This is a genomic window from Mesorhizobium prunaredense, from assembly GCF_900156895.1.
Taxonomy (GTDB): domain Bacteria; phylum Pseudomonadota; class Alphaproteobacteria; order Rhizobiales; family Rhizobiaceae; genus Mesorhizobium; species Mesorhizobium prunaredense.
Genome location: NZ_FTPD01000017.1, coordinates 248,670 through 263,421, shown reverse-complemented (window position 1 = coordinate 263,421; position 14,752 = coordinate 248,670). Strand labels below are relative to the sequence as shown.

General features: G+C 56.3%; 12 protein-coding genes and 1 pseudogene. All 13 read right to left on the bottom strand.

All coding sequences use genetic code 11. From position 1 onward, the window contains the following. The coding region (locus BQ8794_RS15610; RefSeq protein WP_244554980.1) for a CocE/NonD family hydrolase at positions 1-1,089 on the bottom strand (1,089 nt) is incomplete at its 3' end. Between the two features lie 868 nt (positions 1,090-1,957). Then, positions 1,958-2,433 (bottom strand): annotated as a pseudogene (locus BQ8794_RS15605) (HupE/UreJ family protein). 73 nt (positions 2,434-2,506) lie between these two features. Continuing rightward, positions 2,507-2,935, bottom strand: a complete 429-nt coding sequence (locus tag BQ8794_RS15600; protein WP_143744581.1) for a hypothetical protein — start codon at positions 2,933-2,935, stop codon at positions 2,507-2,509. A gap of 824 nt (positions 2,936-3,759) precedes the next feature. Then, a complete protein-coding gene (locus BQ8794_RS15595) occupies positions 3,760-4,686 on the bottom strand; it encodes a LysR family transcriptional regulator (protein WP_077379120.1) in 927 nt (308 codons plus the stop codon). A gap of 107 nt (positions 4,687-4,793) precedes the next feature. Then, positions 4,794-5,477: an HpcH/HpaI aldolase/citrate lyase family protein gene (locus tag BQ8794_RS15590; RefSeq protein ID WP_280174591.1), complete on the bottom strand. Its 684-nt coding sequence runs from the start codon at positions 5,475-5,477 to the stop codon at positions 4,794-4,796. Continuing rightward, positions 5,450-5,692 carry an aldolase/citrate lyase family protein gene (locus BQ8794_RS37045; protein WP_280174590.1) on the bottom strand — a complete coding sequence of 81 codons (243 nt, stop codon included), beginning with the start codon at positions 5,690-5,692 and terminating at the stop codon, positions 5,450-5,452. Before BQ8794_RS37045 ends, BQ8794_RS15590 begins: the two co-directional genes overlap by 28 nt. Before the next feature lie 127 nt (positions 5,693-5,819). Continuing rightward, the gene (locus BQ8794_RS15585) at positions 5,820-6,971 is read right to left on the bottom strand and encodes a CaiB/BaiF CoA transferase family protein (RefSeq protein ID WP_167378753.1); all 1,152 of its coding nucleotides are present in this window, start codon (positions 6,969-6,971) and stop codon (positions 5,820-5,822) included. 8 nt (positions 6,972-6,979) lie between these two features. Beyond that, positions 6,980-8,233, bottom strand: a complete 1,254-nt coding sequence (locus tag BQ8794_RS15580; protein WP_077379089.1) for a methylaspartate ammonia-lyase — start codon at positions 8,231-8,233, stop codon at positions 6,980-6,982. 586 nt (positions 8,234-8,819) lie between these two features. Further along, positions 8,820-9,077, bottom strand: coding sequence for a KOW domain-containing RNA-binding protein (locus tag BQ8794_RS34800; RefSeq protein WP_143744580.1), 258 nt, complete (start codon positions 9,075-9,077; stop codon positions 8,820-8,822). Between the two features lie 110 nt (positions 9,078-9,187). Continuing rightward, complete coding sequence (locus BQ8794_RS15575; protein WP_077379088.1) at positions 9,188-9,703, bottom strand: serine hydrolase domain-containing protein; 516 nt, start codon at positions 9,701-9,703, stop codon at positions 9,188-9,190. Next, on the bottom strand, positions 9,672-10,136 hold the full coding sequence (locus tag BQ8794_RS35640) for a hypothetical protein (protein ID WP_077379087.1): 465 nt from the start codon (positions 10,134-10,136) through the stop codon (positions 9,672-9,674). Before BQ8794_RS35640 ends, BQ8794_RS15575 begins: the two co-directional genes overlap by 32 nt. Positions 10,137-10,471: 335 nt before the next feature. Further along, entirely contained in the window at positions 10,472-12,214 is a 1,743-nt protein-coding gene (locus tag BQ8794_RS15565; protein WP_077379085.1) for a CocE/NonD family hydrolase, read from the bottom strand. 342 nt (positions 12,215-12,556) lie between these two features. Continuing rightward, entirely contained in the window at positions 12,557-14,146 is a 1,590-nt protein-coding gene (locus BQ8794_RS15560; RefSeq protein ID WP_077379083.1) for an ABC transporter substrate-binding protein, read from the bottom strand. Between the last annotated feature and the right edge of the window lie 606 nt (positions 14,147-14,752).

The window sequence follows — 14,752 nt, the reverse complement described above, 5'->3', positions numbered from 1 at the left end:
CTGTGCGTCGACCGTAAGATAGAAGGTGCGGCGTTCGACTTTCGGGTCTGGCCACGTGTCGTGATTTGTTGTCCAGCCTGCTACCGATTTCTTCGGATCACACTCGGGATGCTGAACCTCCCAATAAACACTGATAGGCGCCTCGTTCTCTATTCCATTCTTAACACCTCTAACCCAGCGATCGAGGAACTTCATTCGCTCCGTGTCGACAAGGCGATAACCCCGCGGCCCAGGTCCGAAGCTCCCATGGTCACCATTCATCAGAACAAGCTTCTTGTTCTTCAGATGTTGCATGAAATGGGTAAACATTCGAACGTTTGCCATGGCGGAGCCACCGTAGGCCTCTTGCCAAGCCCCAATAAGCATGGTCGGCACATTGACTCTGTCGATGAGCTCCTTGCTGATCAAGGTCTGAGAATCCCACCATTCATCCCTCAGCGGGTGCTTCCGTATTTCGTCAAAAAGGGAGGTCTTGACGACCTGCCTATCTCTACTGCGAATCTTGGCCCACTCGGTATCGCCTTGATTGACGCGCCATTCTGCACCGCGCACCTGGTTCACAAACTCACTTTCAAGTATCCATGTTCCCATTGACAGTGGGAGCATTCCGCCAACCGAAAGAAAGAACTCGTAGCCGTCCCCGAATCCGCTCGCGACGATTGCCCGCAAATGTGGCGGCCGCTCGGCCGCGACCCAGAATTGCGGCTGCCCCGCCGATGAATTGCCGACCATTCCGATATTGCCATCGCTCCAGGGCTGCCTGGCGATCCATTCTATCAATTCGGCGCCGTAGGGTCCGCCTTTGTCCATTCGTTGTTCATGCCAGAACTCAATGACACCTTCTGAGCAGCCCGTTCCGGGAAGATTCGCGCCGACGAATGCGTATCCGGCATCTAGGAAGTGCTTCGCGATTTCGAAAGGAGTCGAGTTCGCTATGTATGGATCATAGAGGAAGACCGTCGGATACTGGCCTGATTTCTTCGGGCGGTATGAGATGTAAGCGAGGCGCGTTCCATCGTTCATGGTGACATAGCCAATATTACGAATTACATCCGCCTCTGTGAAATTTGCCGGTTCTGCCGCTTTCATGCTTACCTCTGGGTTCAGGAGCTTGATTGGTATTCCGCGTCACTTGGCGGGCCATGCGTTCATGTGAGCGTCAGTCACACAAAGTGGGGCGTTTTCGTTATTCCCATATCGCGTCGGCGCCAGACGGCTAGACAGTTCTACTATGCGCGCCTAGGGGGTACGCATTGCACAAATCCACGTTGTATTGGCGCAGTAAATCTGCGTTTGCCACTCCTCCTACGCGCAGCTAGGATTCTGGTGGGCGGGTACTTGCTCGACAGGAGTGAACTTCACTGCGATGCTCACCCGGAGCATGCCGAAGGCGCGGAGCCGTGGCGATCATCGAGATTTTCAGAAATCGCGACTGACGAGCTGCCGTAATCAGCTGCCGGCCGACCACGGCGCTGGGCTCACGCAGGCTCTGCCGCGCGCTTTGACCATCTTACCAGCACGTAGAACACTGGCACCACGTCCTCGGTATTCCATCCTCGGCAACGCGACTTCAGTCAGCAAACAGGGTCTCGAAGACCAGACAGTTAGAACGCTGCCCGACCAACCCAAGTGGCTGGCATGGAGCGGTCGAGATCAACTGCTTGGCGGCTCATATATGGGCCTGCGGTAGAGCGGCACATGGTCGTAATGCAAGCCCGCCATCGCGTGCTCGACACTCGCTCTATGCCGATACAATCCTGCCCTATGGCAGCAACACCATTCGCGACATGGCATCGACAGCCCGCCGAAGAGTAACCGACCGACAGCTTCCGCTTCAGCCGATAGTCCTGCAAGCAGTGCCGCTTGAGGAGAGACATACTTCAGCAAACTGAAACATTCGAGAGATGCCGCCGTTAATGCGCTTCAGTCCGCATCCGGTTGAGAAGTTACGAGGGGCCTATATCGCGCCTACCACCAGGCCGATGCCGACCGCGGCGGTAGCCGCGCCCGCCAGGCGCACGAAGGCGGAGCTCGGCCTGGCCAAAGAGCCCAAGCCGATACCTGCGCCGTGCAAGAGTGCTGTGGCAAGGGCAAAGCCAGCGAGATATTCGAGCCCCCCGCAGTCTCGGGAATCTCGGTGCCATGCGCGTGACCGTGGAAAAGCGCAAAGAAGCCGATAATGACCGCCCCTGCTGCCAGAGGCACGTCTACCGCCGCAACGATTGATAGTCCAGCACCACAAGATAAGGCCAACGAACGCCACCGGCCACGCCAAGAGGCACGTCCGCCTTTGAGCGCCGCGGCCAGACCGACCGCGACCATCACCAATATGTGGTCAATCCCGAACAGCGGATGCGCAAGGCCGGCAGCGAACGAATTAGCCGAGCCGATCGCGATATGGGATAATGCCGGCTTGCATGCAACTGCAAGCATAATTACTACGAAGGCTAGTCTGGTGGATTTGCATCTAATCATCAAATTTTCCTTGAATGTTGAAAACCTCTGCTCACTCTCCTAAGGTTTCACGAGTGATCTTCAGGGTGGTGCGTACCAGCGCTGTGCGTATGATCATGTCCCATTTGATGCATTCGATTGTGTAGGCGACGGTACGCCGACTGGAGCACAAAGCCATCTCCTTGTACCGCGCCGCCTCTGCGCGGGTCCCGATTGTGTCGATGTACGCCATCGACCCCTCGATCTGGTCCAAGATCGTGCGCGCGTCGGCCGCGGCAAACAACTGGGAGCCCTCGACGTCAATCACGATTGCGGACGAGTGAGCGGCAATCATCTCCAGTTTGTCGTAGTATTTTGCGCGAACAAGCAACGCGATCGAGGAACTTTTCTGAACGCGCACCGACCAACTCCCGGCATTCTGCCACGGTCTGACAGTGCGGCTTTCTCTGACTTCGCCGTTGACGAGGTCAATGCTGGTCATCGGCATGACCACACTTGCGACGTTCCAACTGACGTACGGATGCGGTCGCCCATGGGTTTTCCATTAACGTTAAGGTCCAGCAGAGGGCCAGTGGTCACAAATGTACGGCCTGCGCGGACGGCGCTCATCCATGTCTCATAAGAAAACTCCCCAAGATCGGGGATCTTGGCGTAGGTCCGCATAGCCCCCACTGCGCAGTCGGCCGACATCTTGTCCGTCCCGGCCACTGCTAACTTCATAAGGCGGCGTGGTGCGCTTCCTGTGATCTCATCGCTTTCAAAGAATCCGAATGGGAAAGCCATGAGCCGTCAGTTTGCCTGAAGAGCATGGCCGAGGTTTGCACGCTACACTCCAAACAAAATGTGACAACGCCCTTCGAACTGAACTTCGGCCGCTGTCCTTCAGCGGCCGAGGTCTGCTGGCCACCATCATTGCCTCGGACTACGGAAAAATTAGCGTTCCTACCTAACGGCAGATGATCAGGTTACACCGACTGATTGTACCTTTCTCGTCTGGCAGCGCCTAATGCCGTTGGCGGCCGAAAGCTGAATGCTTCGAGTCTCATCATTCCAGGACATCAGCTAGCCAGCGCCGCAGTGCTGGTATCGGGGCTGTCACAGATCGCGACTTGGTGGTCACAAGGCAGTATGAGCCGAGGTGGACATTCGTCGACCAAACCTCGACGAGTTCACCTGTCTCGAAATGCTGGTCGACAAGAAGGGTTCCTGTCATCGCAACGCTCTGTCCGAGACCCTCTCGAATCCAGAATGATACCGCTCACGCAGTGCGAATAGTGATGAGTCTGGAAGAACGTGGCTCGTCTTCTAAATCCGGTCGGGAACCGTGGCTGACCAGTGCTTGCCCTCGATCAAAGTCTGCGCGACACGAGGGATCAGCTTGCGGACCGCAGCGACGGCCGGAGAGCGCTCATCTTTCGGGTTGACGGCAAGCACAACGGATCGGGTGATCACCGGATCAATGATCTTAACGGTCCGGACCTGACCTTGAGATGCCTCTTTCTGAATAGCCGAGGGCGTAAGGATGGAATACGCCTTTCCTTCCATAACCATATTTATAATGGTCGAAAGGGAATCGACCTCGAACCTGACGTCCAGAACACAACCGTGCTGGGCAACGACATCAGCAACTGAACGTCTGACATTGTTGTTGCGCATGGGGACCGCCAGCGGAAATGCGTGCAGGTCGGCGAGCGGTATCGAATCTTCGAAAGGCGGTTGCCCCGGCGGGACTACGAGGCAAAACTCTTCGCGGGCCAGCACTGTCATTTGCCCTACGCTCTCAGCAGTGCGGTACAGGACAGCCAGATTGAAACGGCCAGCAGCCATCCACTCTTCCAGCGGTCCCGTCATGCCCTCGATCATCTTAAGTGAGATTCTCGGCAATTCGCTTCTTACCGATTCAAGCAGCGGCCCGCTGAGAACGCGAGCGGCGCCAGACGGAATCCCGATCGTCACCTCTCCGGAGGGAGCAGCCACCGAGTTGGTCAGTTCGGCCTCAGTGAGCTGGATTTCCTTCAGGATCGTTCGCGCTCGCTCAAGCAGCCTGCCTCCGGACGCGGTGAGACTGACACCGGTCCTGTCGCGAACCAGCAATTGCGTCCCGAACCCTTCCTCCAACTGACGCACATGCAGGCTTAGAGCGCTTTGAGCTACGTTGAGGGTCGCAGCTGCCTTCGTGAAACTACCGGCTTCGACGACGCCGACAAAGTATCTTAACTGCCTGATGTCCACCGTGAACAAATCCAACCGGGCATGATCCCGACACTTCACAACTATCTCGAAACGAGATGGCAGACAAGCAACTAATCGGGGCCTCTACCTTCCCAATTGTAGGCCATTTAATTGCTGGCCAGAGCCAGGATCTCATGGGCGCGCCGCACCACTGGCGGATCGACCATCTTACCATTCAACGAGAACGCAGACAGTCCATGCGCGGCGGCATCGTGTTCCGCCGCGATGACGCCATGGGCCCACTCCAGGTCCTTTCCGCTTGGCGAGAAAGCTTCATTGAAAATGGCAACTTGTGTCGGGTGAGTCGCCAATGCTCCGGCAAACCCAAGACGCCGTGCATGCGCCGCTTGTTCACGAAATCTGTCAATGTCGGAAAATTCGCCGATGCTTCCGACAAAGCCCAGAGGAAGCAATCCTGCCGCCCGGGCGGCAAACAGAACAGAAAGATTCGGTGCTAGCAGAAGGTCGAATTCTGGTGAGCCGCCAACAGCGGCACTGAAGTCTTCAGGGCCGAGCGCCATCGCGGCCATTCTGGGATGAGCCGACGCAATGGACGCGAGCCTTCGCAAGGCGCAAGGCGTCTCGATCTGGGCAAGAAACCGGATGCGCCCCGGCGGAAGATTTCTTTCCCGTTCAAGTTCCGAAACCGCATTGGCGATCTCTAAAACCCACTCTGGCGAATCCGTCTTGGGGAGCACCAATGCATCGACACCAGCCACCACAGCTGCATCGAGATCGGCCGCCAAGGCGCGCAAACCCCGGTTCACGCGGACCAAAACCGATGCGCCCATGCGACGCACACTTGCCACGGATTCAGCAAGCTGGCGCCGTGCTTCGCGTTTTCTTCCTGCGGAACGGAATCTTCGAGATCGAGGATGAGGCCATCTGCACCCCGCTGATGGGCCGTTTCCACAAAACGCGGAACGTGAGCAGGAACGAAGAGTAGGGATCTCCAACGCGGTAGAGGAAGCGCGCTTTCGGCGGCTGGAAAGGTGTCCTTGATCATGGAATCGCCTCACGGCCAATATTTGCGAGGGCGATGGCAGGGAAGTTTCCGGCCGGCTGCTGATGCTCTGGGAGGAAGTGGAGCAAGCACACGCTCTCGAGTGCGCCCCTCTCCACAAACGGCGCACTCATGCTGACACAGCTCTTTGATGCAAACGCGCTGACACCTCCTTGCGGACACTCTCCGTGTGAGCGCCAAGAGCTGGAACTGGACGCAGCGAGGGATGCTGAGAGTTGAAGATCGCGGCCGGGGCTATCGTCTCTACAGTTCCTTCAGGTGTGCCAACGCCTACCCTGCGAACGTGGGGATGCTTTGAAATATCCGCGACTTCATTCAGTCGGCCATACGCCAAACCGGCCGCTTCAAGCTCCTTCATTGCTTCGTGACAGGACAATTCAGAAAATCGCCCTTCAATTATCTCGTCAAGTTGGGCACGGTGACCGAGGCGCTCCATGTTGTCTGCAAAACCAGGCGCGCGTGTAAGCCTCGGCTGCTTCAGGAATTTATCGCAGAAATTCACCCATTCGCGGTCATTCTGAACCGAAAAGATGACTTCCTTGCCATCGGCACAACGATAGGCGCCATACGGAGCCAGCGACGGGTGTTTCACGCCGGCGCGTGTCGTGTGATAGCCGCTGTAGTCGTTCTGCAGAACCGGGACGTTCATCCAATCGGCGACGGAATCGAACAGTGACACCTGGATGCTTGTCCCTTCGCCGGTGATTTCGCGGTGGTAAAGCGCCAGAAGAATGGCGCTGTGTGCGGTCATGCCCGCCGAGATGTCGCAAACAGAGACCCCAACACGAGCCGGTCCTTGTTGATTTCCCGTGATCGCGCATAGACCTGTTTCAGCCTGGACGATGAGATCATATGCCTTCAAATGGGAATATGGCCCTGTGTCCCCGAAACCAGAGATGTCGCAGGTGATCAGCCGCGGAAAACGTCGGCGCAGATCCGCAGACCCAAAGCCGAGTTTTTCGATACTGCCCGGCTTCAGATTCTGGATAAAGACGTCAGCACTGGCAATAAGCGCGTCCAGGACGGAGCGGTCCGATTCCAATCTCAGGTCCAGACAGACCGACTCCTTGCCCCGATTGAGCCAGACAAAGTAAGCACTCTGCCCCTGCACTAACTTGTCGTAGTTTCGGGCAAAATCACCTTCGGGCCTCTCGATCTTGATCACCCGGGCGCCCGCGTCTGCAAGGCGCGAAGATGCGTAGGGCGCGGCCACAGCCTGCTCCACGGCTACGACGGTGATCCCCTCAAGAGCATACGACACCGTGCTTTTCATCCAACGTTCTCATATTGATTCCGACGACGGCTCAGCATCGCCAGCAACCGGTTTTGTTCGTTCCCAACAATTGAGAATGCCTCGTCGACACCCATCCCCGGCTTTGCAAGCATCATATCCGCCTGGGTTGCCACCGATACGTGGACCGAAGCCTGGGCGGAGAGATCCGTCTCGGTGCAGCTTCCCCCGACATACGCTCCGACCTTGTTCGCCTTGCAAATGATAACTGCACGCGCGGTGTCGGCGATTGAGCCGACATCGGGCATCTTAATTTGAACGACATGCGTGGCCCTGGCTTCGGCAAAACGCCGAATATCCTCAAGCGTATTGCATCTCTCGTCAACGACAATGCGGGCGCAGGAACCCCGGTTGTTCAAAATCGATACGATCTTGGCATAATTCTCAATTTGAGCTTGCGTCGAACCAAAATCCGCCGGGGACTCAATGTTGACTGTGAAATCCGGAACGGTATCTGCAACCTTGCAGATAAAGTCGGCGATGTGCTGCGGCTCCAGGCCAATTTCCTGGCCGATCCAGCCATACACGTCGAAATGCAGCACCGGACGATATTCGGGGCGGCCGATTTGGTGCGAACGATTTGCAACCCACTTCACGAATTCCATGAAGGTCTGGCCACCGACGCCAAATTTCTGGCGCGAGTTGATTAGTCCGTGCGGAAGAACATCCACCCCTCTCAGAATCATTTTGTCGACGTTGACTTCGCGGGCATCACCGCTCTGGCAGTAGATCGGGACCTTATGCCTCGGCAGCGGCAGATCAAATTCACTGCATATTATCTCCGCCATCGTCGTACGATGAAGATGGGCGGCCGCGCGAAGGAGAGCCTGGCTGACGCCATATTCAACAGCGAGAGGTAACCGCTTGTGTTCACAGGGCTCGAAAATTTTCGCGCAGGATTCAAGGTAACGAGATGCATCGACATCGAGAAGCTGCGGAACCACGACCCGAGACGTCAAATCCGTGATTTGCTTCGTGTCAAAGAGCGGATCGCGTCCGCCCGCACCAGAGTACTGGACGTTCATCATGTCGCCCCACACAACCGTGTCGTCGGCAAGGACGAGCCCAACGCCGAGCGAACATGCTGGAACGCGAATTGACTTGAATCCAGGTGTTGCCGGTGCTCCGACATAGATGAAGCCGTCCTGGGTAGCGCCGGACCTAATGGCTTCCTGATCGTCATAGAAAAATGCGCCGTTGCCAGGCGCGAGCAGGACATCTTTGATCTGCACTTCACTTCGCTCTATTTTTGCGACTGCGTTGACGGGCGGTTGCAGTTCATTCGCTGCCGACGAGTATGCGCCACTTAGCGTAGCGTTCACCAATATAATGTTCCGGACAGTGCCATCGCGTTTTCAGATGGCTGCGTCCGGACGACATGCGTCGGATGGTGTCGGAGGCCTTTCCAGAATATCAGCTCGTTGCGATGCGTTACGGAATACATCCCACTTTCCGTTCCTCGCGCACCGCACCGTTTATTCTCGGTTTCTGGTCAGACCGAACGTGTGGCCATGGCCAATGGCACATCGCGGCGAACCTGACCGCTCCTTCGGAGATGCCGCAGAGCAAAGGAAAGGGTCGAGCAAAGCTCTCTTAACTCTTTGGGCAACGTCTCAGTGCTCGATTGGCGTCGTGAACTCCAAGGCCGCGCTGCATCGTAACTGTGACGCGGACGGACAAGCTCGATCTTCGATCGCAATCACGTCAGGCCCGGTGCCCACCTACAACATCCAGCACACGCCAGGACCAGCATGACCGCCGCGGCTTCCGCGATCGATCTACCTGACGCCGAGAGCCAGCGCATGCCCGTCGCAGTTGTTACGTTTCCAATTCTTCACGGATGGCGCGGAATGCCGCAAATGAATTGAACGGAAGGGTGTTGCTAACTTGATGTACATGGTCGGGCCACTGTGCCCGTTTCACAGGTAATTGGCTAGGTTGATGGGAGAGTTTCACCACCGCGAAGTCCGCCTCCGGATCAATATGGATTATTTGGCCACCATACCCCCAGGCAATATAGGCTCCTCTCTCCTGGTCCTCGATCCAGAACGTATTGTGATAAGCACCGTTGGGCAACTCTGACCTCGCATCTACGTAAGAGCTCGGATTTCCAAACAACTCAAATAGAAGAGGCTTAGGGCGTCGTGTTGTCTCGATCCACTCAGATGAGACGATCTGCCTCCCGTTCAGTTTGCCGCGGCGCAGATGCAGAAGCGCGAAGCGCGCAAAGTCACGAAGTTGGCCTGGACCCCCCCCCCGGATGACATGGCGAAACGGGATTTGTCTACGATCTGGCAGGCGTCTTCCTCCGCCCCCATCGGCCCCCACAATTCACTACTGTACAGCTCCGGGAGAAACTTGCCGGATACGCGCTGCATGATGAGCCCCAACAGGTCGATGTTGGGGTCAAAATACGCGCACCGTGTGCCGTGCGGCGCCTCCTGCTCGGCTATCCGCAGAATGGCTTGCCACACGTCTGCTGGAGCGTCAGGATGCGCCTCGGGTGGACCGAAATATCCTGACGCTACGAGGAGATTATAGTAATCGGTCTGCGGCTCATGCCATGGCCCCTTGAGCGTCGCGCCGGCGGTCATGTCCAGAAGGTGCTGCACAGTGGCGCCGCGATAGGCGGTCGCTTCAAGTTCCGGCAAATACCGTGTTACCAGACTTTCAGGATCGATAAGCCCCTGGTGGACAAGCATCCCGAACACCGTCCCCCGTGACGGACTTCGAACCCGATCTGGCAATGTGCTTCGAGTGCGGCTCCATGCCGTTCATGTATTTTTCGAAAACGATCTCGTCGCAATGCAGAACCAGAAACCCGTCAGTATAGTCGCTCTCGAGATATTCGTGGATGGTGGCGCGCCGGCCATCTCTGGACGCAATCTCGATGTGCCCGATCTCCCTAAGCCGGTAAGGAAGGGGCAGGACCGGTCCTGGCCCCCGCCAAACCTTGGCTGTTCGCGTATATTCGCTTGCGTGCGAAAATGCCCAGCTGCTGTAAGGCCAATAGGACCACTCATCCGCCGGGATCATGGGGGCGCCTAACCTCGGGTCGAGCTGCCATGACTGGGGATCGGACTGCAAGGACTTGCCGGCAACGCGGCTGCCGAGACCATCGAATTCCCGCGACATCGAAATGCTCCTACTGTAAGTGTCCCTAAATAATGGGCCTATCTTGTTTATAACATGGTCGACGAACTGCTTCGCACACGCTACCTCACGTCAACGAAGCGTTTTCTAGCATCGATTTGCCCTCCATTCTGGCCTCCTAAGCCAGCCATTAGGTCGACACAGACTTGCAAGCCTAACGGCTCCCGTACAGTTCCGGCCTAGCGGATGCGAAAAGAAAGACTTTGCAGCCGCGCGGTCACTGCGGGTCACCTACACGCATCAGGAACCGCGTTTCCATTTTTAACAATCCGGTCGGCCGAACTGTACCTGTCGGAGCAACGAGTTGCCGTTGAAGCTCAACCAGTTGGCAGCCCACCGGGCTCAAATTCAGTTTCTTTTCGGCAGGGTTTGGCTCGCTGTATGCCACGTTCGGGCGCAGGCGCTTCGGCCTTCGCCCCAGGTACAACGGGCAAGACGATGCTCGAGGGATACTTCTCCGAGTGATAGACCCTGTTGATGGATGCGGAACCAATTGGAAAGCTGCCGATGGATTGTTTGATGATGGGATTGGGAGCGCCAACGGTTAGTTCAAGGCAGTGCCCTTTTCTGACTACATGACCTATCGGTGAGATTGACATTCTTATGTCATAAATACATCCTGGTTCGAGCTTCTCCCTTTTCCGGAATAGGTGAACAATTTCGTCCGAAGAGGTCCGCTGTTCATCGATAGCGCGAAGTGACGCGCGCAGTTGGCCTGACTGGAGGAAGAGTACGTTGCCGTCAGGGCCCACGTCCTTCAAGGTCAATTCCAGATCTGTATCATCCCCATCGTCAATACTAAGGTAGAGGGTCACTTGCGGGCTTCCAAGCAGCGTCATATCCGATACGGCGACGTCCGTCCGGTAGTTCAACACGCCCTGCTGATATGGCTTTGCCGAGAATTGCTCGTTGGTTCCGTAGAGCTCTGCTCCAGTGGGATATAGGTAGGCTCGCTGGCCGTCATAGAGGCTAGCGCCGGGCTTGTCGGGCAATATTCTGGCATCGACGGTCAGATAGTAGCGGCGACGCTCGACTGTCGGTTCTGGCCAAGCCTTGTGATGTGTGACCCAACCCGCAACCTGCTTCTTGGGATCTCCGTCGGGCTCCCAAGCTTCCCAGTAAACAGTTACTGCGGGTTCCTCTTCAGCGCCATTGTTAATGCCCTTCACCCAACGGTCGAGGAATTTCATCCGCTCATCGTTCACGAGCCTAGGAGCTTGAAACCCGAGCGCTCCGGTTCCTGAGTGATCGCCGTCGATTAGGACAAGCCTCTTGTGCTCTACGTTTGGCATTAATTGAGTCATTACGCGAGCGCTTTCCCGTACGGCGTATCGGTCCTGCCAAGCGCCAATAAGCATTGTAGGTACTTGGATTTTGCCCGCCACCTCTTCGCGTGCCAAATAGATCGAATCCCACCATTCATCGTTTAGTGGATGTTTCCGGATTTCGTCGTAGAATGATCTTTTGACGAGCTGCCGGTCGCTCCCACGAATCGCAGAACACTCAGTGTCGCCCGCTTTAATCCGATCACTCACGCCGCTGGCCTGATCGACGAACTGACTGGTAAAAGCCCATTTTAAGCAGTAGACTTGTAGCATTCCGCCTTGGTAAATCCACTCGTAGGCGTCGAACATCCCAGCCCCAACGATCGCTCTTAAATGCGGCGGCTGTTCTGCCGCGACCCACATCTGCACTGAGGCCGCAGACGAATTGCCGATCATGCCAACGTCCCCATTACTCCAAGGCTGGTTCGCAATCCATTCTACAACTTCCGCACCATAGATTCCCTCTTTCCGGTCGAACCAAGTTTCCAGGACTCCTTCCGAACAGCCGGTGGCAGGGAAGTTGGCTCCGACAAACGCATAGCCAGCATCTAGAAATGGCTTCGCAATTTCGAAACGAGTTGCACTTGCCTCATATGGCGAATAGAGGAAAACGGTCGGATGGCGGTCAGATCTGGGGCGGTAGCAGATATACGCCACGCGCATTCCGTCTTGCATAGTCACGTAGTCAATTTCGCGCATGACGTCAGTTTCAGTAAGAGGGACATCAAGTGTCATATGCGAATCTTTCTTGAGCTTCTAATCTACTTGCCCGGATTGCGGCATTGGATACTGTAACGAGTTATTTTATCTGATCGGCGATATCCGAGAGCAGATTGAATACGGGTCCGTTCAACACACGATGCAAGCCGCGCAGCTTGAAGCCTACACTGGATGGAATCCCCGAGCTTTGCGGCCACATCGTTTTTTACGGCAATATCCGTTACCTGAGAGTAGCCGGCCTGCTGCTCTGGGCGGGAGCGCTGCGGAAAGATCGCACCTCCATTCAGCACGAAAACAGAGAGAGAAGGCGCAGAGCTATGCGCTGGGTGGCCGGACGGCGGTTCGTAAGCACCCCTTTTACGCTTCGAGCCAGCAATGAACTAATGCGTAGTCGTTGCCCAGTTCCCTCATAGAACTCTTCACGAACCCCTTTACGCCAGGTCCCGTCGCATCGATGTACTGATAGAAGGTAGGGGCGATCGTCCCCCCTTCGTCCCGAACGATAACGGCCATCTCGCGATAGAGATCCTTGCGCTTGCCCTGGTCAAACTCGGCGCGCGCCTGGATGAGAAGCTTGTCAAACTTCTTGTTGAAGAAGTGGGTGTCGTTCCATGCCGCAGTCGACAGATAAGCGGTAGAGTATATCTGGTCTTGCGTCGGACGACCATTCCAAGCGCCGGTCGAGAAAGGCTGCTTTAGCCAGACCTCCGACCAGTACCCATCACTTGGCTCCCGCTTCACCTCAACGGCGATACCGCCCTTGGCGCAGCTTTGCTGGTAGAGTTGAGCGGCATCGACGGCGCCGGGAAAGGCTGCCTCGGAAGTCCTGAGCAGAATCGGCCCGCTGTGGCCCGACTTTTTATAATGGAACTTGGCCTTATCCGGATCGAAGGTACGTTGTTCGATGTCCTCGGGGAAGAGCTGATACGAGGGATTGATCGGAAAGTCGTTGCCAAGCGTGCCGTAGCCACGCAGAATCTTGTTCAACATTTCCTCGCGGTCCATCGCGAGTTTAAGGGCCATTCTTAGATCATTGTTGTCGAAAGGAGCGGTGTCGCAGAACATGTTAAAGTAAGAATAGCCGCGCCCCGGAGCGTTCTGAATGGTCACTCCGGGGATATGTTTGAGCAGGTCGACGACCTTCGGTCCGAGGTCGTTGATGATGTGAACCTGATTGCTCTGTAGGGCCGCAATACGCGCGGTTGCGTCGTTGATGACGACGATCTCGACCTGATCGGCATGGCCGAGCTTGTCGCCTTGCCAGTAATCCTTGAACTTTTCGCCTCCGTGCCGCACGCCCGGTTCGTTGACAGTTACCTTATAAGGGCCGGCTCCGATCCCAGCAGCAGGATTATCCTTGCCACCATTCGGCTGGATGACGAGGTGATAATCGGTCAAGAGATAAGGAAGATCAACATTCGGCTCCTTGAGCGTGACCACGACCTCACTGCCATCAGCCTTGAGCGACTCTATACCCTTCATGAGGCCAAGCGCGGCGGATTTCGACTTCTCGTCCGAATGGCGCTCGAGCGTTTCGACTACATCCTGTGCTGTAACTTCCTTGCCATTGTGGAAATGAATTCCTTTGCGGATTTTCATGGTCCAGGTCTTGGCGTCCTTGGACGAGTCGATTTGTTCGGCAATACGGTATTCGATACCGCCGTCGGGGGTCATTTCCATCAGCAACTCGCCCCAACATTTGCCCAACAGGATCGGGACTGTAGCAGGGAACGACGCGGGATCGAGACTGTCGGTGGATGCACCACCCGAAACCCCGGCTTTCAAAAGCCCGCCCTTTCGCGGCGTTTGCGCCTTCGCAGCGTCGGCAAAAAGTGAGCTGGCTAAGGCAGCACTGACGCCGAGAGCCGTCGCACGGCCAAGAAATTCCCGTCTGCTCAGCCGGCCCGCGGCAACGCGGCTGCTATGATAGTCGAGTTCCTGCGACATCGGATGCTCCTCATTTGCTGTTCCCCGGCGGACGATTGTTCCACCTTAGTTTTGGTAAACGTACCAAGCGTCAATGTGCCGCTTTGCGCGAATCTGTCGCTGCGTACGCTGCGAATGAGCGAATTTCTGCCTGAAATGGATTAAATACGACTCTGGATGAATGCTGCTCCTCGCTTTGCGTCATGCGGGACCGTGCGACACTTTTGAATATGCTTGCCTCTATACGAGGCATCTGATCCAAATCCTGCTGCAGGCGGGATTAGGTGAAGCTGAGGAAAGGGACCGCCTCTCTCGGTCTTCTCAGTCGTTGGGATCAGGAGTGTCATCGGGATTGCACGCGATACAGCTCGGCTCCATCTCGGCGGCCGTGAGGGATAATGCCAGTAGTTGCTTGGTCCGGGAGGTCGCGATTGCTAAGCCTTCGAACAAAGCGGCCGTCTAGGTGACATCATGAAGTGTCGCACAGCGGGTATGGCGATGCTGTCGTGCGCCAGATGCCGAGCGTGACTGTCGGCTTACCGTAGCATAGCCAGCGTGTCTAAAAAGGGCCGCGTAGGCTCGCAGCGGTGGCGCGAGTTCGAGTTGTTCAATCGTTTACGCAAACAT